This is a genomic window from Arthrobacter sp. Ha26 (genome assembly GCF_059091705.1).
Map to the genome: position 1 here is coordinate 230,424 of NZ_JBNHGX010000002.1, position 18,127 is coordinate 248,550.

The following is an 18,127-nucleotide window of genomic DNA, read 5'->3' on the forward strand; positions in this document are numbered from 1 at the left end:
GCTGACTCCTATGCTGAGGTTCGTCTGTGGGCTGGTAACCCTGGAGTACCGCTTACGGCTAGCACCATCCTAGTCATTTCCGCGCAGGGAGTGCTGTGGGTTACGCCCCACCGCCCGCACGCCGCATCACTCGCGAAGCTACACGTGCTGGTCGAAGACGTGGCGGCGGACCCACGCGTGCATCGCGATCGCCGCGGCCGAGGCTGCGTTGATGGACCTGGTGGACCCGAACTGCTCAATGGACAGGGTGGCGACGGCGGCCTCGTGGACTTCAGGAGTCAGGCCCGGCCCTTCCTGGCCGAACACCAGCACGCAGTCCCTGGGCAGTTCGTAGGTTTCCAGCGGCACGGAATCGGGGAAGATATCTATCCCGATGATCGCCAGCCCCTCCCCCTGCGCCCACGCCACGAAGTCATCAACAGTGGGATGGTGGCGGACGTGCTGGTAGCGGTCGGTGACCATCGCACCCCGGCGGTTCCACCGCCGTCGGCCGATGATGTGCACCTCTTTGGCCAGGAAGGCATTGGCGGTGCGGACCACCGTGCCGATGTTGAGGTCGTGCTGCCAGTTCTCGATGGCGACGTGGAAGTTGTGGCGCCGGGAGTCCAGCTCGGCCACGATCGCGTCGTGCTTCCAGTAGCGGTATTTATCCAGCACGTTGCGCCGGTCACCGTCGGCGAGCAGGTCGGGATCCCAATGGTCGCCTTCGGGCAATTCGCCTTCCCAGGGTCCGACGCCGACCTCGGCCTTCTCGGGCGTGGCCTCCTCCGGCGGTGCTTCCCCGGGCAACGGGAGCGGTTCGGAGGGCATACCGGGGGTTTGGTTCACCCCTCAACACTAGACTGGACCACTGGAGCATTTACACCGGTGGAGGAACACGTGGCAGAAGCAGACCAGGTAGCAGGCAATCCGGCGGTATACCGCAGCGGCCAGGAGATCGAGTGCTGGCTGACGGACATGGACGGCGTCCTGGTCCACGAGAACCAGGCAGTGCCCGGCGCGGCCGAGCTGATCCAGCGCTGGGTGGACACGTCCAAGCGCTTCCTGGTGCTCACCAACAACTCCATCTTCACGCCGCGGGACCTCGCCGCCCGCCTGAAAGCCTCCGGCCTGGAGGTTCCCGAGGAGAACATCTGGACCTCCGCCCTGGCCACCGCCCAGTTCCTCAAGGACCAGGTGCAGGGCTCCGGATCGGGCAACCGCGCCTACACCATTGGTGAGGCAGGACTGACGACGGCGCTGCACGAGGCAGGCTTCATCCTCACCGACCAGGACCCGGACTTTGTGGTCCTGGGTGAGACGCGCACGTATTCCTTCGAGGCCATCACCACGGCGATCCGCCTCATTCTCGCGGGTGCACGGTTCATTGCCACGAACCCGGACGCCACCGGACCGTCCAAGGACGGCCCCATGCCGGCCACCGGAGCTATAGCGGCACTCATCACCAAGGCCACGGACCGCGAGCCGTATATCGTGGGCAAGCCCAACCCGATGATGTTCCGCTCCGCCATGAACCAGATCGACGCTCACTCCGAAACAACCGCCATGATCGGTGACCGGATGGACACGGACATCATTGCCGGCATGGAAGCCGGCCTGCACACGGTCCTGGTCCTGAGTGGCATCACGCAGCGCGACGAGATCGGTTCCTACCCGTTCCGGCCCAACCAGGTGCTGAACTCCGTCGCGGACTTGAAGAACCAGGTCTAGGCCCTAGAAGACCGTTACCCGGGATCCGCCGCGGGGCAACGGGAAGTTTTCGTCCAGCAACTGCTGCAGGATGGGCCGGTAGACGCCGGGGTTCCAGCCGGGGCTGGCATGGGCCGGGGCGGCACCTTCGGTCTGCAGGTTGCTGGAGACCATATTGGCCTTGAATGCCACCGCCCAGGCCTCAACTGCAGTCTGGTAGCGGACGGTGCGGTCCCGGGGATTGCCGATGTAGGCCATCTTGGTGCCGCCCAGTCTGTCCGCGAACTGCATACCGTCGAAATGGTAGATGTACGCGGATTCCGACTGGATGAGCAGGTTGGACGGGGCAATGGGCGAGAGCTGCTCGAGCGTCTGGTCGACGATCTGGCGCCAGGTCCGTTCGTCCTTGTGGATGACCCGCTCCCCCAGTTCGTATCCGCCCCGGAGCGTGGACGGGAACCGGACGCCATGCTCGAAAAGGAACACTACGCCGTCGAACCAGCTCTGATCCAGCACGTCATGCTTGCTGTAAGGGGTGGAGTCCAGCACGATGAACTCCACCTCCACGCCGTGGACCTCCAGGAGCCTGGCAGCCACCTGGGTAGCCACCATCCCGCCGAAACTGTGCCCGTAAAAGTACAGCTTGGTGAGCTCCTGGGCGCGGACGTACTCCACCAGGGCAACGGCCAGCGCACCGATGTCCAGCCCTTGGTTGGAATAGCCGACGGCGGCCAGCCTGGCGCGTTTGTTCAGCGCCCCACGGAGGGAGTTCAGGATCCACTGCGCTTCTTCCCAACTGGTCTTGTAGCCGGGGAACAGGAACCAGCTGGCATCCGGGTAATAGACGTCGGCGAAATCGTCCGGGACAGCAAGGATCCTGTTGGACTGGCGCTGCGCCTGCACCTCCCGGGTGAGCAGCATGTCAGCGGCGAGCACGCCCGAGGCACCGGCTCCGGTCAGGAAGGCGCGGCGCGAAAACTGCTTGAGGGCAGCCGCTTCCCCCAGCAGGCGGGCTCCTGAAGCCCCCTGCCTGTCCTGCGAACCAGTGTCCCCCTCATACGGCACACCCCTACCGTAGGCACAACGGAAGACGCCGCCGCAAGACGGCGCCGGTAACCATTCAGTGACGTCGGATCACCGAACGGTTCAGCTGGCAGCCTGGCCTTCGGTTGCCGGCAATGGACTGGCACCATCCTGCTGGCGCCGCGTGATTTCCCGGCCGATGTCGTCGTACCGTGCCAGCAGGTCCGAGCCCGCGAAGGCTCCCGGGTTGTCCAGCAGTGCGAAGAGAGTGTCGCTGGCCAGCAACAGTTCCTCATCCGAATAATCCTGCAGCATCCGGCCGCCCCAGGCCCCCAGGCCCGGTACGTCCAGTGGCGGCACCCCGTCAAAGGCGGACAGGGCTTCTGCGGGTTCAAACGGATCCATGTCTGTAATGGACTCAGCGGAAAAGCCCTCGATAACCGACAGCCGTTCTTCGTCAGGAGTGGATACCCACGGGTCCCCGGCAGGCGAAAGGTCAAGGGACACCCCGCCGCCGAAGACTCCCTGGAGGTGGCCGGCATCAATGGCATTAAGGTCATTGCGAAGACCCGCGAGCGCGGCGGACTCCACCAGGGCTGCCCGTGACAGCTCAACGCGGATGTGGGAGCGGATCCCCATGCGCCGGATCCGGTGGATGATCTGGACGAGGCCAGGACGGGAACCCTGGTTGAGGGTTCCCTGGACGTCGATGCGGACAACGTCGGCAGGGACATCGAGGTTGACGAGGGCGTTCAGTACGCGGTCCATAGGTACTCCAAAAAAGGGTGTCTATGGCCGACGGCTCAACCTCGGTAAGCGTAACCTCCGGCGGGAGTCCCGCACAAGCCGCAACCTACGCTGGCTGGTCCGCCTGCAGCTGCCCGGGTTCCTGGAAGTGGGTACGCGTTCCGGCTCCCCCCACCGATTCCACCAGGGACTTGGCGATATCCCGCAGCTTGGTGTTGCTGTTGCTGGCAGCCTCGGTGAGGATATTCACCGCAGCCTCCTGGCTGCACCGGTTCTGGGCCATCACAATGCCTATGGCAATGTCGATGATGGTGCGGGATTGCAGGGTTGCCCGCAGGTTGGCTGCGCTGTCAGTGTGCAGCGAGAAGCGCACTGCCAGCCGCAGCGCCTGTGAAATTTCGCGCGTGAAGCCGCGTGCCTTGGCGGTAGCGCCTTCATCGAACTTGCGCGGGACGTCCGAATACAGGTTCAAGGCCGCTTTCGCGTCGCCCTGCAGGTTGAACGGCAGGGACAGCACGGACCGCAACCCGTGCGCGGCTACCGCGGAGGCGTAGTCCGGTCCCCACCGGTTCTCTTCGAACAGGTCGGGAACGTGGATCTCGCGTTCCTCTTCTGCAGCAGTAAGGCAGGGTCCCTGCGAAAGGGAATACTGGATCTCGTCCACTTCACGGGCCGCGTCGCTGCTCCAGCCGATGGTGGCGGCCTTCCGGTCCCGGAGCAGGGTGATGCCGCAGAGGGCGTCATCGCCGCTGCCAGCCACTTGGTGCGCCGAAAACCGGGCAAGTTCGTTCATAAAGTCCTCGAAGTCGGCACTGTCGAGGATAAGGTTCTGGACCTTCTCGGTGGCGCTCAAGGGCTGTTCAGGGGGGAGCATGATGCACGTTCTCCGTACGGGAATCAGGGGATACCGCAAATAATAGTGGACCCCCACCCCATATCCAACACCGCTGCCCGGGCCAGACGGTCCCGGGCAGCGGAGGGAGCATCGTCAGGAAAGGCCCAGTTCGTCCTTGCCGAACGCGAACAGGTAGGGCACACCGGTCTCCGCTTCGATCTTTTCCTTGGCTCCGGTGTCCCGGTCCACGATGACGGCAACAGCCACCACGTTGCCGCCGGCCTTCCGGACGCCCTCCACTGCCGCCAGGGCAGAACCGCCCGTTGTGGAGGTGTCCTCCAGGACCAGGACCTTGCGGCCTTCCACCGAAGGGCCCTCCACCTGGCGGCCCATGCCGTAGGACTTCTGGGCCTTGCGGACAACAAAGGCGTCAACGTTCCGGCCGGCGTCAACGGCGGCGTGCATTACAGCCGTGCCCACGGGGTCGGCTCCCATGGTGAGCCCGCCGGCGCACTCAAAGTCGATGCCGGCGTCGTCCGCCAGCGCCAGCATGACCTGGCCCACCAGCTTCGAGGCCTCGTGGTGCAGGGTGATGCGGCGCAGGTCGATGTAGTAGTCGGCTTCCGCCCCGCTGGACAGGATCACCTTGCCGCGGACAACGGCGAGTTCCTTGATCAGTTCCAGCAGGCGGGCGCGGGCGGCTGCAGTGTCTACTGCAGTGTCACTGGGGGAAGTCATGGTGCCAAGTTTAGTGTGGGCCGGCCGGTGTGGATGCTTGAGCGCTGTTGACACCCGTGGCTAGGCTGGACCACATGCGCGAACTCCAGGCCAGGATCATTGAAGAAATGGGCGTACAGCCCCGGATCGACCCCGCCGGGGAGGTGCGCAAACGCGTCACATTCCTCAAGGAATACGTCAAAGCCACCCATACCGGGGGCTTCGTCCTGGGCATCTCCGGTGGCCTGGACTCGTCCCTGGCTGGAAAACTCGCCCAGCTGGCCGTGGAGGAACTCGAGGCCGAGGGCGTGGACGCGAACTTTGTGGCCGTGCGGCTGCCTTATGGCGTCCAGCACGATGAGGAAGATGCCCAGGCGGCCCTGGACTTTATCCGGCCGAAGACTGAGTGGACGTTCAACATCTCGGCCGCCGTGGATGGCTTCGAGGATGAGTTCGAGAAGACGGTGGGCTCCGAGATTTCAGACTTCCACAAGGGAAACACCAAGGCCCGCACCCGGATGATCGCCCAGTATGCGCTTGCCGGAGAACACAACTACCTGGTCATCGGCACGGACCACGGCGCCGAGTCGGTCACTGGCTTCTTCACCAAGTACGGTGACGGCGGTGCGGACATCCTGCCGCTGTTCGGCTTGAACAAGCGGCAGAACCGTGCCCTGCTGGCCGAACTTGGCGCACCTGCGCGGATCTGGGAAAAGGTGCCCACGGCGGACCTGCTGGATGACAAGCCGGGCCGTACCGATGAGGACGAGCTGGGCCTCAGCTACGACCAGATCGACGATTACCTCGAAGGCCGCGACGTCCCGGACTCCGTGGCAGAGTCCATCGAGGAAAAGTACCTCCGCACCCGGCACAAGCGCACGGTCCCCGTTACCATCTTTGACACCTGGTGGAAGGGCGAGGGCCCGGAAGAGCCCCGCGCCGGCCTGTAGGAATGCACCTCCCGAACAGCTGAAAATCCCCATCTTTGGGAAAGGACGACGGCGCCCCGCACTTCAGAGGGCGGGGCGCCGTCGTCGTTCCAGGGCAAGGCCGGGGAGGCTCAGCGGGGCCGGCCGCTTTTCGCTTCTCCGCCCAGCTGCTGGCTGATGCGGTGCGCCTCGGCCATGAGGAGACTGCCCAGCTCTTCCTGCCGCTCCGCCTTGAACCGGGGTTCGATTCCGGTCAGTGACAGCGCCCACGCCGGCCGGCCGGACTGGTCGAACACGGCCGCGCCCATCCCCCAGCTCCCTTCCAGCACCAGCCCGGGATTCACGGAGTAGCCTGCCAGCCTGGCTTGCTCGAGGTTCGCCCGGACCAGCTCCTCCGGATGGCGCGCCGCAAACGCCCCGGCGTGCCCTGCCCAGTCCTGCAGGAAAGCCTCCTGCTCGGTTTCAGGCAGGAAAGCCAGAATCGCCGTGCCGGCGGAGGCCACGCCGAGCGGGAACCGGACGCCCTCGTGCAGCACAAAGGACCTCACCGGGAAGCTCCCCTCCTCCCGCAACAGGCATACGGTCTCGGAACCACGGCGGATGGAGAAGAACGCGCTCTCCCCCGTGGCCTCGGCAAGCCGCCGAAGGCTTGGCCGGGCGATATCTTCGAGCGGGAACCTCGCCGACGCCACGGACCCCATCAGGAGGATCTCCGGGCCCAGCACCCAGTTCCCGCTGCCGGGATCGTGATCCAGCAACCCTTCGGAGGCCAAAGAGGACAACAACCGATGGACGGTGGGGCGGGTGAGGCCGGACCCGCCCACCAGGACGGACAACGGCAGCCCTTCCGGGCTGCGCGCCACGAGGCGTAACAGTCCTGCGACGCGGCTGACCACCTGGGCTCCCGGCACTGGCGAATTAGTCACTTTCCTCCTTTTGAGTCCATATTATGGACACCACTAATGGTACCGTCCACACTGTAGAACAGGCGCCATTTGACCTCCTTGGACGTCTTGACAGCCCTTCCCACCCGCCCGTAGTGTCCATAACCAGATCCCCGGTCCATAAAGTGGACAAGAACGGCGGGACGCTCAACGAGGAGGCGCCATGTCCAAACTTCAGCCAACTGCCGGTGTTGCCCTCGAGGGGGCATTGCGGGACGGGATGACTCTTGCAGTGGGCGGCTTCGGCCTGAGCGGCATCCCCGCGGACCTCATTGAAGCCGTCCGGGATTCCGGCGTAAAGGACCTAACGGTTGTTTCCAACAACATGGGCGTGGACGGCAAAGGCCTGGGCATCCTGATCGAGGCGGGCCAGGTCCGGAAAGTCATTGCCAGCTACGTGGGCGAAAACAAGCTTTTCGCGGAGCAATACCTTGCCGGCCGCTTGGAGGTTGAGTTCACGCCGCAGGGCACTCTCGCAGAACGGCTGCGTGCCGGTGGCGCCGGGATTCCGGCCTTCTACACCAAGACCGGTGTGGGCACCTTGGTTGCCGAGGGCAAAACACACGAGGTGTTCGACGGCGAAACGTACGTCCAGGAGCGCGCCATCCGGGCCGACGTCGCACTGGTCCATGCCCACACGGCCGACACGGACGGAAACCTCATCTACCGCTACACCGCCCGGAATTTCAACCCGGTGGTCGCCACGGCCGGCGCCTTGACCATCGCAGAGGCGGAAGTCATCGTGGAGCCCGGCCACCTCGACCCAAACCACGTCGTCACCCCGGCCGTGTACGTCCAGCGCCTGGTCCAGGCCAGCAACAGGGCGAAGGACATTGAGCAGCGGACGGTCCGGCCGCGCCCTGTTTCCGCAGAAGCCCAGGCGCTGACCGTCTGACCCCGAATACCAAACGAAGAGGAGATTCCCATGGCCTGGACCAGGGATGACATGGCTGCCATCGCGGCTGAAGAACTGAACGACGGCGACTACGTGAACCTGGGCATCGGCATTCCCACGCTGGTGGCCAACAACCTGCCCGACGGCGTCCGGGTTGTCCTGCAGAGCGAAAACGGCCTGCTGGGCATGGGGCCCTTTCCCTACGAGGGCGAGGAGGACGCCGACCTCATCAATGCCGGCAAGCAGACCGTCACCGTCCTGCCCGGCGGGAGCATCTTTGACTCCGCCACCTCGTTCGGCATGATCCGCGGCGGCCATGTCAAGGTCGCCATCCTGGGAGCCATGCAGGTCTCCGGCAACGGCGACCTCGCCAACTGGACCATCCCCGGAAAGATGGTCAAAGGCATGGGCGGCGCCATGGACCTGGTGGCCGGAACACCACGGGTGGTGGTCCTCACCGAGCACAATGCCAAGGACGGCACTGCCAAGATCGTCCGGGAATGCACGCTGCCACTGACCGGCCTCAGCTGCGTGGACCGGATTGTCAGCCACCTCGCCGTCTTCGACCTTTACAAGTCGGACGAGGGCGGGCGGCAGCTCACGCTGACCCGCCTTGCCCCCGGGGTCACGGTGGAAGAGATCCGGGAGAAGACGGAGGCGGAGTTCGTCGTCGCTCCTTCCCTCACATCAACCGCCACCTTCGAAGGAGCCACGGCATGAGCCTCAAAGACCAATTCGGCAAGGACGTCCTGATCACCGGCTGGGGCCACAGCCGGTTCGGGAAACTGGCCGACGAGACCCTGGAGTCCCTGATCGTCCAGGTTGCCACGGATGCGATCAGCACCGCCGGTATCGAGCCGGGCCAGATCGACGAGATCTACCTGGGCCAGTTCAATTCCGGGATGATGCCGCTGGCGTTCCCGTCGTCGCTGGCACTGCAGGTATCCCCGGATCTGGCATATGTTCCCGCCACCCGAGTGGAGAATGCCTGTGCTTCGGGTTCCGCCGCATTCCAGCAGGGCACCAAGTCGCTGCTGGCCGGAACGGCGAAGACCGTACTGGTGATCGGCGCGGAGAAAATGACCCATGCCGGAGCCGAGGTGGTGGGCGCCGGACTGCTGGGCGCCGACTATGACATGGCAGGGAAAGCCTCCACCACCGGGTTCACCGGTCTCTTTGCCGAGGTGGCCAAGCATTACGAAAAGCGGTACGGACCCGTTTCCGACGTCCTGGGCAGCATCGCTGCCAAGAACCACCGCAACGGCGTGGACAACCCCTATGCCCAGCTGCGCAAGGACCTCGGCGAGGAGTTCTGCCGCACGGTCTCGGACAAGAATCCGATGGTCGCCGATCCCCTGCGCCGGACGGACTGCTCCCCCGTCTCCGACGGCGCTGCCGCCGTCGTCCTGTCCACATCCCCAACCGGCGGCGCAACTGCACCGGTGCGGCTCACCGGGTTCGGCCAGGCGAATGACTTCTTCCCGGCGGCGCGCCGTGATCCTGTGGCCTTCGCCGCCACGCGGGTATCCTGGCAGCGCGCGCTGGCGATGGCAGGTGTCGGCTTGGAGGGCGTCGACTTCGCCGAAGTGCACGACTGCTTCACCATCGCCGAACTGCTGATGTACGAGGCCATGGGCCTGACGGAGCCCGGCCAGGGCGCCCGTGCCATCGAGGAAGGCTGGGTGTACAAGGACGGCAAGCTCCCCGTCAACGTCTCCGGCGGGCTCAAGGCCAAGGGCCACCCGGTGGGCGCCACGGGCGTGTCCCAGCACGTCATCGCCGCCATGCAGCTGACCGGGACGGCCGGCGACATGCAGCTGGCGAACCCCCGCCGGGCCGCCGTCCAGAACATGGGCGGCGTGGGCATCGCCAACTACGTCAGCATCCTCGAAGCCGTCTAGGGCCGCCGTGCTTCCGCGGAAGTAGCCCGGTTTTCAGGCTTTAGGGCACGACAACCCCTCAGGGGTAGCCGTGCCCCCATCCAAAACCGGGCTACTTTGGTGCAGCCCCGGGCCTCAGCAAGAGTGCGATCTCCGCAAAGCCCAGCCTTTCAGCGTTCTGCAGGGCGGTCCTTCCGTCCGGGTCGCGGATGTCCGGGTCGGCTCCTGCAGCCAGAAGGAGCCGGACCACTTCCTGCTGCCGCGGCCCGCCGTTGTTCAGCAGGATCGCTTCCTGCATGGCTGTCCAGCCCAGGTTGTTCACGTGGTTCACAGGCACCCCGGCGGCAATCAGGATCTCCACCGTCTCAACGTGGCCGTGCTCGCTGGCAGGGATCAAGGCGGTGCCGCCATAGCGGTTGGTGCTGGCCACGTCCGCCCCGGCTTCCAGCGTCAACCGGAGCACCTCGTTGAACCCTTCGGCGCCGGCGTAGAGGAACGCTGAGTCCTGGATCGCGTCCTTGGCGTTGACGTTACCCCCGCGTGCGATCAGCTCGCCGACAAGGGCGGCGTTGTTGGCCTTGGCGGCGGCGATGAGTTCCTGGTCGAGCTGCGCCTGTTCCGCCGCGGACAGGGCCGGCGGAACGGTTGCCGGGGCAGGTGAGGGGTCAGTTGCGGCCCCGGTCACCTCCCCGTCCGCTTCCGCACTGACGGACGACGACGGAGCAGACGGCGCCGGTTGCGCCTCCCCCGGTCCCGCCTGGCACGCAGCCATCGACAGGGGTAAACAGAGGACCAGGCTCAGGGCGCCAAACCACCTCACGCGGGGAACCACCTCCAAGGCACCAGCCTACCGACCGGCGGCCAACGCGATGGCGTCAGCACCAGCGGCAGCGCAGGCTTCATCCAAGGCCCCATCGGGAGCACCGCCGACGCCGATTCCCGCCACGGAAACACCGTTCACTTTCAGCGGGACGCCACCTGCCAGGAAAAGGGTGCCCGGGAGGTCCGCGATGCTGGGGCCGGTTCCGTTGACCCGCTTGGCCAGTTCGCTGGTGGGTGTCCCAAAGGCTGCCGCGGTGTATGCCTTCTGCTTGGCGGCTTCAATGGTGTGCTCCGCGGCGTTGTCGCCCCGCAGGAGCGCCTGCACGGTGCCAAACCGGTCCACCAGCGCGACGGTGACGAACGGAAGTTTGTCCGCCTGGCACTTGGCGAGGGCGGCAGACACAGCCTTGGCGGAGGCGCCGACGGAAACACGGTTCTGCTGGACAACGTTCTCCGGGACGGGCTGGACATCAGCAGCAGGGACGGCTGTGGGAGCCGGACCGGTGCCGGCGTTCGCGGTGACAGTTGCGGCGGCTGTGAGGACAAGCGCCCCGGCGGCTGCCGCGGCGAATACTTTTGACGACTTCTTCATGCTGATTCCTTTGGTCAAAGCCCCACCGACGGTATCGGTGCCGGGTACGGTTCCATCCTTTCCGGAGTCCGGGCGCCTGCCATCGGGCCTTTGGCTGGAGCTTCCTGCTCCAAAAGGCCAGCCGAATCAGCCAAAAGGCTGAGAGACGGGGCATGGCCGCGGGCAATAGCATGGTGGATAACCAGCCCACCTCCCGAACCGGATTTTCCATGCCTGCCCGAGCCGCCGCCAACGAAGCATCTGCCCCAGACCCGCGCGCTGCCGGCGTGGCCGGGCCCGCCGGGACTGGGGCCTCCAACAGCACGGTCCCGGCACACCCGCGCCTCAAAGGCATTGACGCCGCGGTTCACGTGGGTTTCGCCGTGCTCCTGGTGGCCTCGCTGGTCCGTTACGTGATGCGGCACAGCCCCGCGGACAACGTCCTGGTCCTGGGCCTGGCCGCAGGCGCATGCCTGCTGTATCTCGCGGTCGCTATCCAGTCGCGGCGGGGCAGGCCGGGAGCACCATGGATGGTTGCCCTGGTGGGTGTCTGGGCCGTCCTGGTTTTCGCTGCTCCCAGCTTTGCCTGGTGCTCCTTTGCGCTTTTCTTCCTCTGCCGCAGCGCGCTCACGGGAGCAGCTGCCTACGCCGCCGCCGCCGTTACTGCAGGCGCCACCGCCGCGGGCCTGTTCAAGCTGAGCGACGGGACGGATCTGGCCATGCTCCTTGGTCCGCTCGCCGTAGGCGTGATGCTGACCTTGGTGTATGACAGGATCCAGCACGACGCCGAGGAACAGCGCCGCCTGCACGCGGAGGTATCACTTGCCCAAGGACAGCTCGCGGCCAGTGAACGCCGCGCCGGGACCATCGCGGAACGGGAAAGGGTATCCCGGGAAATCCACGACACCGTGACCCAGGGCCTGGCCAGCAGCCTCCTCCTTCTGGAAGCCGCCGGCAGGGCATGGCCCGACGATGGCGCCCGCGCGGACCTTGGCCGGGCCACCGCGCAGCTGAGAGCCAACCTGTCCGACACGCGGAGCCTGGTCCACGAGCTTGCCTCCCCCGGACTGGACGCATCTCCCTTGCCGGAGGCCCTGCTTTTCGCGGCCCGGCAATACGTCCCGGAGGCCCGGCTCCTGGCCACCGGCCAACCGCGCCCTGTCCCGGCCGAGGTGCGGCATGCGCTCCTGCGGGTGGTCCAGAGCGCAGCCTCGAACATCAAGCTGCACGCGCGCGCCGCCACGGCCACTGTGACGCTCGGCTTCCTGCCCGATGCCGTCACCTTGGATGTGTACGACGACGGTACCGGCTTTGAGCCGTCGGCGGCAGCACCGCCGTCGGACGCCGGAGGGTACGGCCTGCGGGCCATGCGGCAGCGGGTGGAGCAGTTGGGCGGCGTCTTCTCGGTGGAAAGCGCACCGGGTGAGGGCACTATCGTGGCAGCGCAACTGCCCCTGCCGGCAGAAGCGGAAGGGCTGGGAGAGTCTTCATGAGCGCCATCACCGTGTTGCTGGTGGACGACCACCTGGTGGTGCGCAGCGGGTTGCGGGCCCTGCTGAGCACCCAACCGGACATCACCGTAGTGGCCGAGGCAGCGTCTGGCGAGGAAGCGCTGCAGCTGCTGGACCAGGACCCGGTTTCGGTGGTGGTCATGGACCTGGCGATGGGCCCGGGCATGGACGGGATCGAAGCTATCCGCAGAATCCGGGAGCGCCACAGCGGCCAGGCCATCCTGGTGTTCACCACCTACGACTCCGACGCCGATATTGTCCGGGCCGTGGATGCCGGCGCCATGGGATACCTGCTCAAGGACGCCGCCCCTGACGAGATTTTTGCTGCGATCCGCGGCTCGGTCCAAGGAAAAAGCGTGATGAGCGCTCCCGTGGCGTCCCGCCTTTTCCAGCAGCTGCGCAACCCTGACGAGATCCTGACACCGCGTGAGGCGGAGCTGCTCAGCCTTCTCACCGAAGGCCTCAGCAACCGTGAACTGGGACAACGCCTTTTTATCTCCGAAGCCACGGTCAAGACCCACCTCGCGCACATTTACGCCAAGCTCGGGGTGGATACCAGGGCCGCTGCAATTGCCACCGCCATCCGCCGCGAGGGCATGCGCTGACCACTTGAAGTGCCGATACCCTTGCAAGCTGGGCCCCGGCCCCGTACGTTGGGGACTGCGGGGGACGTTCTCCGCGCACTTCGGGCCGATGGCCCGGGGAGAGAATCAGAGTCACACGAAGGAATGCAGCCATGGCAACAGGCACAGTTAAATGGTTCAACGCCGAAAAGGGTTTTGGCTTCATTGCCCCCGATGACGGGTCCGCTGACGTTTTCGCCCACTACTCCGCAATCGCCAGCAGCGGATACCGCTCACTCGATGAGAACCAGAAGGTTGAATTCGATGTGACCCAGGGTCCCAAGGGCCCGCAGGCAGAGAACATCCGCCCGCTCTAAGGCTTCGGCTTTCCTCCCGCACCGCAGGAGGGATCCCGCCAGGCAGCGGCCTCCCCAACACCCGTTGGGGAGGCCGCTGTTTTTTGTTGCCCCATTCCCTGCGACGCTCCATTACTTACTGCAGCTTTCCCGCCGCGCTCCATCACCTAATGCAGCTTTTTGTGGATCGCTCCATCGCCTGACGCGGGTCCTGGCGCATCCACCGTTCCCCATGCCACGCCGTGGTTTGGGATAATTCAGCTATGACCGGACAGCAGCCGGACAACGCTCCAGGCAACGATGCAGGCAAGGACCCTTGGGAGGAGTTTGACCAGCTCCCGCCTGCCGCGCCGGACCTTGTCCCGGGGCATCCCGGCGGGGAACCACTGGGGTTTGGGTTCCGCACGGGAGTGCGCAGTGCCCGTGTCGCAGTCGGGTTTGCCGTCTACGCCCTGGTCCTGGGAACCATCCTGGCGCTGGTGGGGTGCATAGTTTTTGTCGCCGAGGAACAGTGGCTGCTCGTGGGGCTGATGCTCCTGATCGAGGCGGTCTTCATCTTTGCGTTCACGCGGCTCGTTGCCCAAGCCCGCACCCGGTCTCCACGGCGCAGGTTCCCCGAAAAACCCGCTTGACCTTGACGCCGCGTCAACCCCTACGCTCGAAGCATGGAAGCAACCGGAGTGGAATGGTCCATCCAGGATGTTGCCCGGATGGCCGGTACAACCAGCCGGACACTGCGGCACTACCAGGACATTGGGCTGCTGAAGCCCAGCCGTGTCGGCAGCAATGGCTACCGCTATTACAACGGCACGGCACTCCTGCAGCTGCAGCGGATCCTCCTGCTCCGGGAACTCGGACTGGGCCTGCCGGCCATCGCCGAGGTCTTCCACCAGGAGACAGACGCCGTCAAGGCGCTGGGCCGCCACCTGGACTGGCTCCGCCAGGAGCAAGAGCGGCTGGCGCGGCAGGTTCAGTCTGTCCAGCACACGATTGAAACAATGGAAGGAGGGGGCGAGCTCATGGCCGGGAAGATGTTCGACGGCTTCGACCACACCCAGTACAAGGACGAGGTGGAGGAGCGCTGGGGCAAGGACGCGTACGCGAAAGGCGACGCCTGGTGGCGTGGGATGGGAACCGCCGAGAAACAGGAATGGAAGTCCCGCGTCCAAAAGCTCGGCAGCGACTGGACCGCCGCCGCGGAATCGGGACTGCGCGCGGACAGCCCGGAAGCGCAGGACCTGGCACGGCGGCACGTTGAGTGGCTGGCCTCCATCCCCGGCACTCCCGCCTCGGAAAGCGGCGGGGACATCAAGGGCTATGTAGTGGGCCTGGGCGAGATGTACGTTGCCGATCCGCGTTTCGCCGCGAACTACGGCGGCGAAACGGGCGCGGGCTTCGTGCGGGACGCCCTGCGTGAGTACGCCGAAAGAAACCTCTAGCCAGTCCCGCCACGACGGTGCCGCTGGCTATCCAGCGGCACCGCAGGCACGGCAAAGCCCGGCCGCAGTCACCCGGCGCCGATCAGCCCAGCCGCCTCCGCAAGACCACCACGGCTGCGGCGAGCGCTGCAGTGGCTCCGATGCGCCGCTGCGCCGTTCGCCGTCGTCCGTGCCATCCGCCTCCAGTGGAGCCCTTCCTGACTGCCTGAGAGGCCTGGCGCAGGTTCCCCGGCGTTGCGGGCGCCGCCCGCCGCCGGGACAGCTGGCGGGTATCAACTTGGCGGGCGGTGGTCCCTTCGACGGCGCCAGGGGTTACCTTGTGCTGCAGTACCAGAAGGCGGCCGGTCAGTCCTCCCGCAACTGTTTCCCTCCGCGGATGCCCGGCAAGCTTGACTATGGCTTTGGCTACCCGTCCGGCAGTGTAGACAGGAGGCATGGCCATGGGGCGGCGGCCGGTGTAGTTGGCGGCATTTTGGTAAAAGGGCGTGTCAATGGTGGCCGGGAGGAGGGTGCACACGTCCACCCCGGCCACGCCTTCGCGGGCGAGTTCTGAGCGCAGGCTGACGCTCAGGGCCCGGACGGCGGCTTTGGAGATGGAGTAGGCCGCGGAGTATGGCAACGGGATTTCGGCCACGATTGATGCGACGTTGATCAGCACACCCGACCCCTGGTGGCGAAGACGCGGCAGCGCCGCCCGGGCACCATTCACGAAACCGGAGATATTGACGTCAAGTACCCGTTGGAAATCCTGGGGCGGAATATCGGTCAGCAGGCCGAATGCTCCAACTGCGGCATTGTTGACCCACACATCCAGGCGCCCGAACTCCTTCACTGCACGGGCCGCCAGGTCCTCCATCCGGGCAACGTCGGTGACGTCAGTGGGAACGGCAATGGCCTTCGCGCCGCGTTTCCTGCATTCTGCAGCCACTTCTTCAAGGGATTCCGCTCCGCGGGCGGCCAGGACCAGCCGGGCTCCCTTTCGGGCGAAGCGCAGGGCCGTGGCTCTTCCGATCCCGCTGGATGCACCGGTGATCACCACAACTGCATTCTTGACGCGCATTCCGCATCCCTTCCCAGTGTGAACCGCCCAAGGCATAAAGCTAAGCAGGCTTAGTGTTTTGATGCTACCGACGCCGATTCCACGGGACAACGGCAGGAGGATAAAAGGATGCCGCCAAGGGTAATCAGTGGAAAGCGGACTTACCTGTAACAGCCCTGCCCACAATGAGCGAGTTGATCTCGTAGCTGCCCTCGTAGGTGTAGAGGATTTCGGCGTCGCCGAACAGCTTGCCCATCTCGTAGTCGCTGCTGATGCCGTTGCCTCCCAACAGGGACCGGCCCATGGCCACCGAGGACCGGGCCAACCGTGTAACGGTAGCCTTTGCCATGGCTGCCTGCACCATCTCCAGCTTTCCCTCCTCCTGGACCCGCGCCAGCTGCGCCATTAACGCCAACGAAGCGGAGGCGTTACCCAACATGTCGGCGAGTTGTTGCTGCACCAGCTGGAAGCGGGCCAGTTCCTTGCCGAACTGCCGGCGGCTCAGGGCGTAGGCCCGGGCGACGTCGAAGGCAGCGAGCTGGATTCCGGCGCCTTGCCAGCCCACCCACGCGCGGGAGTCCCTCAGAAGCTGGTTGGTACGGGCGAAATTCGTGGCCCCGGGCAGCAGGTTGGCCGCAGGGATCCTCACGTTCTCCAGTGCGATGTCCGCGTTCTGCATGATCCGCAGGCCGATCTTGTTGGAGATCTTGGTGGCCGTGTAGCCGGGCCTGTCCGACTCCACAATGAATCCCTTGATCTCTCCGTCTGCCCCGTCCCGCGCCCAGACCAACGCGAAATCGGCGATCGTGGCAGCCCCGATCCAGCGCTTGGCACCGTTGAGGACCCATTCGTGCCCGTCCCGCCTGGCAGACGTTTCCAGGCCCCCGGCAATGTCCGAGCCATGATCCGGCTCCGTCAGCGCAAAGGCGCCAAGGTGGCGGAAGGATTTGAGGCCGGGCAGCCACCGGGCCTTCTGCTCCTCTGACCCCAGCTCACTGATCATGCCGAGAATGAGCTCATTATGTATGCCGGCGAGCGCCGACAGGGATACGTCCGCCCGTGCCAACTCCACGTACATCAGGCCCTTGAACAGGATGGAGCTGCCGTCCAGCTGGAGCGCGCCGAGGCCGTGCTTACCCATGTCCGCAAGCAGCCCAAAGGGGAACTCTTCACGGTTCCAATACTCAATGGAGGGCTGCCGGACCGAGGATTGGAGGAACCTGCGGATACCGAAGTATCTCTCCCGTTCGGCAGGCTCCAGGAGGTCCACGACGTACATCAGGTCGGCATCAGGAAAAGGAGGTGCGCCGTCATGTCCTGCGGGCTGCACGGGCATAGGTCCCCTCGCTCTGCCGAAACGCTAACCAAACCGTTGGATGTCCCAGTGTAGGGCACTGGTCCGGGACAGAAGCGAGGGCCGGAGCAGGATCAGCGAGGCGCTCTTGCCCGCTTGATCTGCCGGGCCACAAGCAGCACGACCGTGAGGGCCAGGGCGGCATACACGGCGTAGTTCAGGAAGCGGGAGTACTGCTCGATCAGCCGGTACTGGGTGCCCAGCAGGTACCCGAGCCCCAGCAGCAGCCCGTTCCACAGCCCGCTGCCGGCCAGCGTGTAGATGCTGAACATGCCCAACGGCATGGCAGCAGCCCCAGCCGGAAGGGAAATGAGGCTGCGCACGCCGGGAAGCAGCCTGCCGAAGAAGATGGACGACCGCCCATGGCGGCGGAACCAGCCGGCAGCATGTTCAAAGTCCTCCCGGTCCACCAGTGGGAGCCTGGACAACCCGCGGATGGACCGCTCCAGTCCAAGCTTGGCTCCGAGCCAATACAGGAAAAGGGCACCCAGATAGGCGCCCAGCGTGCTGGTGAGGAATACGAGGACCAGGTTCAGCGAGCCCTGCCTGGCAAGGTAGCCGGCCAGCGGCAGGATCACTTCGCTGGGAATGGGCGGCACCACCGTTTCGGCCAGGGTGAAGAGCCCCACGCCCCATTCCCCCAACTGCTCGATGCCGCGGGCAGCCAGGCCAACCAGGCCGGTCAGGTTATCCGCTGAGCCGCCTGCGTCTGCTGCTGTTCCCCACATACAAGCTCCCCGTCCGTATCCACAGCTGCCCTGCCTTGTCTACCTTACGCACCTGTATGAGGCTGGGCGGCACGCGGAATCAGGG

The 18,127-nt window shown here is 65.5% G+C and carries 21 protein-coding genes; 10 read left to right on the forward strand and 11 right to left on the reverse strand.

Annotated elements, in window-relative coordinates:
• Positions 1–138: 138 nt before the first annotated feature.
• Positions 139–810, reverse strand: coding sequence for a TrmH family RNA methyltransferase (locus AC5RVY_RS06550; protein WP_493954263.1), 672 nt, complete (start codon positions 808–810; stop codon positions 139–141).
• A 69-nt stretch (positions 811–879) separates the two neighbouring features.
• Here AC5RVY_RS06550 and AC5RVY_RS06555 point away from each other — a divergent pair, with 69 nt between their 5' ends.
• Positions 880–1,710 (forward strand): HAD-IIA family hydrolase, encoded by an 831-nt coding sequence (locus AC5RVY_RS06555; RefSeq protein ID WP_493953903.1) that lies wholly within the window; start codon positions 880–882, stop codon positions 1,708–1,710.
• Positions 1,711–1,713: 3 nt separating this feature from the next.
• Here AC5RVY_RS06555 and AC5RVY_RS06560 read toward each other — a convergent pair whose 3' ends face one another.
• The 4 genes from AC5RVY_RS06560 to pyrE form a co-directional block, all read right to left on the reverse strand.
• Positions 1,714–2,754: an alpha/beta fold hydrolase gene (locus AC5RVY_RS06560; protein WP_493953904.1), complete on the reverse strand. Its 1,041-nt coding sequence runs from the start codon at positions 2,752–2,754 to the stop codon at positions 1,714–1,716.
• Positions 2,755–2,835: 81 nt separating this feature from the next.
• Entirely contained in the window at positions 2,836–3,480 is a 645-nt protein-coding gene (locus tag AC5RVY_RS06565; RefSeq protein WP_493953905.1) for a hypothetical protein, read from the reverse strand.
• An 85-nt stretch (positions 3,481–3,565) separates the two neighbouring features.
• On the reverse strand, positions 3,566–4,333 hold the full coding sequence (locus AC5RVY_RS06570; RefSeq protein WP_493953906.1) for a GAF and ANTAR domain-containing protein: 768 nt from the start codon (positions 4,331–4,333) through the stop codon (positions 3,566–3,568).
• 114 nt (positions 4,334–4,447) lie between these two features.
• On the reverse strand, positions 4,448–5,032 hold the full coding sequence (gene pyrE, locus AC5RVY_RS06575; RefSeq protein WP_493953907.1) for an orotate phosphoribosyltransferase: 585 nt from the start codon (positions 5,030–5,032) through the stop codon (positions 4,448–4,450).
• Positions 5,033–5,106: 74 nt separating this feature from the next.
• On the opposite strand from pyrE, the gene nadE reads away from it, so the two are divergent.
• A complete protein-coding gene (nadE, locus tag AC5RVY_RS06580; protein WP_493953908.1) occupies positions 5,107–5,961 on the forward strand; it encodes an NAD(+) synthase in 855 nt (284 codons plus the stop codon).
• 110 nt (positions 5,962–6,071) lie between these two features.
• On the opposite strand, the gene AC5RVY_RS06585 is transcribed toward nadE, so the two are convergent.
• Complete coding sequence (locus AC5RVY_RS06585; protein ID WP_493953909.1) at positions 6,072–6,866, reverse strand: IclR family transcriptional regulator; 795 nt, start codon at positions 6,864–6,866, stop codon at positions 6,072–6,074.
• 181 nt (positions 6,867–7,047) lie between these two features.
• On the opposite strand from AC5RVY_RS06585, the gene AC5RVY_RS06590 reads away from it, so the two are divergent.
• The 3 genes from AC5RVY_RS06590 to AC5RVY_RS06600 are packed head-to-tail and all read left to right on the forward strand — an operon-like array spanning position 7,048 to position 9,680.
• Positions 7,048–7,779: a CoA transferase subunit A gene (locus tag AC5RVY_RS06590; protein WP_493953910.1), complete on the forward strand. Its 732-nt coding sequence runs from the start codon at positions 7,048–7,050 to the stop codon at positions 7,777–7,779.
• A 30-nt stretch (positions 7,780–7,809) separates the two neighbouring features.
• Positions 7,810–8,499 (forward strand): CoA transferase subunit B, encoded by a 690-nt coding sequence (locus AC5RVY_RS06595; protein WP_493953911.1) that lies wholly within the window; start codon positions 7,810–7,812, stop codon positions 8,497–8,499.
• The gene (locus tag AC5RVY_RS06600; RefSeq protein WP_493953912.1) at positions 8,496–9,680 is read left to right on the forward strand and encodes an acetyl-CoA acetyltransferase; all 1,185 of its coding nucleotides are present in this window, start codon (positions 8,496–8,498) and stop codon (positions 9,678–9,680) included. The genes AC5RVY_RS06595 and AC5RVY_RS06600 overlap by 4 nt, the downstream gene beginning before the upstream one ends.
• 91 nt (positions 9,681–9,771) lie before the next feature.
• Here the strand turns inward: AC5RVY_RS06600 and AC5RVY_RS06605 are convergent, their stop codons facing one another.
• Both AC5RVY_RS06605 and AC5RVY_RS06610 read right to left on the reverse strand, forming a co-directional pair.
• Positions 9,772–10,479: an ankyrin repeat domain-containing protein gene (locus AC5RVY_RS06605; protein WP_493953913.1), complete on the reverse strand. Its 708-nt coding sequence runs from the start codon at positions 10,477–10,479 to the stop codon at positions 9,772–9,774.
• A 27-nt stretch (positions 10,480–10,506) separates the two neighbouring features.
• Positions 10,507–11,073, reverse strand: a complete 567-nt coding sequence (locus AC5RVY_RS06610) for a GlcG/HbpS family heme-binding protein (RefSeq protein WP_493953914.1) — start codon at positions 11,071–11,073, stop codon at positions 10,507–10,509.
• A gap of 209 nt (positions 11,074–11,282) precedes the next feature.
• Here AC5RVY_RS06610 and AC5RVY_RS06615 point away from each other — a divergent pair, with 209 nt between their 5' ends.
• The 5 genes from AC5RVY_RS06615 to AC5RVY_RS06635 all read left to right on the forward strand — a co-directional run bounded on the left by AC5RVY_RS06615 (position 11,283) and on the right by AC5RVY_RS06635 (position 14,921).
• Positions 11,283–12,545, forward strand: a complete 1,263-nt coding sequence (locus AC5RVY_RS06615; RefSeq protein WP_493954264.1) for a sensor histidine kinase — start codon at positions 11,283–11,285, stop codon at positions 12,543–12,545.
• A complete protein-coding gene (locus tag AC5RVY_RS06620; protein WP_493953915.1) occupies positions 12,542–13,168 on the forward strand; it encodes a response regulator in 627 nt (208 codons plus the stop codon). Before AC5RVY_RS06615 ends, AC5RVY_RS06620 begins: the two co-directional genes overlap by 4 nt.
• Before the next feature lie 131 nt (positions 13,169–13,299).
• Entirely contained in the window at positions 13,300–13,503 is a 204-nt protein-coding gene (locus AC5RVY_RS06625; RefSeq protein ID WP_013599688.1) for a cold-shock protein, read from the forward strand.
• 242 nt (positions 13,504–13,745) lie between these two features.
• Entirely contained in the window at positions 13,746–14,114 is a 369-nt protein-coding gene (locus AC5RVY_RS06630) for a hypothetical protein (protein ID WP_493953916.1), read from the forward strand.
• Between the two features lie 33 nt (positions 14,115–14,147).
• The gene (locus AC5RVY_RS06635; protein ID WP_493953917.1) at positions 14,148–14,921 is read left to right on the forward strand and encodes a MerR family transcriptional regulator; all 774 of its coding nucleotides are present in this window, start codon (positions 14,148–14,150) and stop codon (positions 14,919–14,921) included.
• 82 nt (positions 14,922–15,003) lie between these two features.
• Here AC5RVY_RS06635 and AC5RVY_RS06640 read toward each other — a convergent pair whose 3' ends face one another.
• From AC5RVY_RS06640 to AC5RVY_RS06650, 3 genes are all read right to left on the reverse strand, one after another.
• Complete coding sequence (locus AC5RVY_RS06640; RefSeq protein ID WP_493953918.1) at positions 15,004–15,981, reverse strand: SDR family oxidoreductase; 978 nt, start codon at positions 15,979–15,981, stop codon at positions 15,004–15,006.
• A 124-nt stretch (positions 15,982–16,105) separates the two neighbouring features.
• Positions 16,106–17,296 (reverse strand): acyl-CoA dehydrogenase family protein, encoded by a 1,191-nt coding sequence (locus AC5RVY_RS06645; RefSeq protein ID WP_493953919.1) that lies wholly within the window; start codon positions 17,294–17,296, stop codon positions 16,106–16,108.
• 92 nt (positions 17,297–17,388) lie between these two features.
• Entirely contained in the window at positions 17,389–18,042 is a 654-nt protein-coding gene (locus AC5RVY_RS06650; RefSeq protein ID WP_493953920.1) for a DedA family protein, read from the reverse strand.
• Positions 18,043–18,127 lie beyond the last annotated feature (85 nt).

Coding starts and splice junctions, on each gene's coding strand:
- AC5RVY_RS06550 (WP_493954263.1), bottom strand. CDS start 810: ATGCCCTCCGAACCGCTCCCGTTGCCCGGGGAAGCACCGCCGGAGGAG.
- AC5RVY_RS06565 (WP_493953905.1), bottom strand. CDS start 3,480: ATGGACCGCGTACTGAACGCCCTCGTCAACCTCGATGTCCCTGCCGAC.
- AC5RVY_RS06570 (WP_493953906.1), bottom strand. CDS start 4,333: ATGCTCCCCCCTGAACAGCCCTTGAGCGCCACCGAGAAGGTCCAGAAC.
- pyrE (WP_493953907.1), bottom strand. CDS start 5,032: ATGACTTCCCCCAGTGACACTGCAGTAGACACTGCAGCCGCCCGCGCC.
- nadE (WP_493953908.1), top strand. CDS start 5,107: ATGCGCGAACTCCAGGCCAGGATCATTGAAGAAATGGGCGTACAGCCC.
- AC5RVY_RS06590 (WP_493953910.1), top strand. CDS start 7,048: ATGTCCAAACTTCAGCCAACTGCCGGTGTTGCCCTCGAGGGGGCATTG.
- AC5RVY_RS06595 (WP_493953911.1), top strand. CDS start 7,810: ATGGCCTGGACCAGGGATGACATGGCTGCCATCGCGGCTGAAGAACTG.
- AC5RVY_RS06600 (WP_493953912.1), top strand. CDS start 8,496: ATGAGCCTCAAAGACCAATTCGGCAAGGACGTCCTGATCACCGGCTGG.
- AC5RVY_RS06610 (WP_493953914.1), bottom strand. CDS start 11,073: ATGAAGAAGTCGTCAAAAGTATTCGCCGCGGCAGCCGCCGGGGCGCTT.
- AC5RVY_RS06615 (WP_493954264.1), top strand. CDS start 11,283: ATGCCTGCCCGAGCCGCCGCCAACGAAGCATCTGCCCCAGACCCGCGC.
- AC5RVY_RS06620 (WP_493953915.1), top strand. CDS start 12,542: ATGAGCGCCATCACCGTGTTGCTGGTGGACGACCACCTGGTGGTGCGC.
- AC5RVY_RS06625 (WP_013599688.1), top strand. CDS start 13,300: ATGGCAACAGGCACAGTTAAATGGTTCAACGCCGAAAAGGGTTTTGGC.
- AC5RVY_RS06630 (WP_493953916.1), top strand. CDS start 13,746: ATGACCGGACAGCAGCCGGACAACGCTCCAGGCAACGATGCAGGCAAG.
- AC5RVY_RS06635 (WP_493953917.1), top strand. CDS start 14,148: ATGGAAGCAACCGGAGTGGAATGGTCCATCCAGGATGTTGCCCGGATG.
- AC5RVY_RS06640 (WP_493953918.1), bottom strand. CDS start 15,981: ATGCGCGTCAAGAATGCAGTTGTGGTGATCACCGGTGCATCCAGCGGG.
- AC5RVY_RS06645 (WP_493953919.1), bottom strand. CDS start 17,296: ATGCCCGTGCAGCCCGCAGGACATGACGGCGCACCTCCTTTTCCTGAT.
- AC5RVY_RS06650 (WP_493953920.1), bottom strand. CDS start 18,042: ATGTGGGGAACAGCAGCAGACGCAGGCGGCTCAGCGGATAACCTGACC.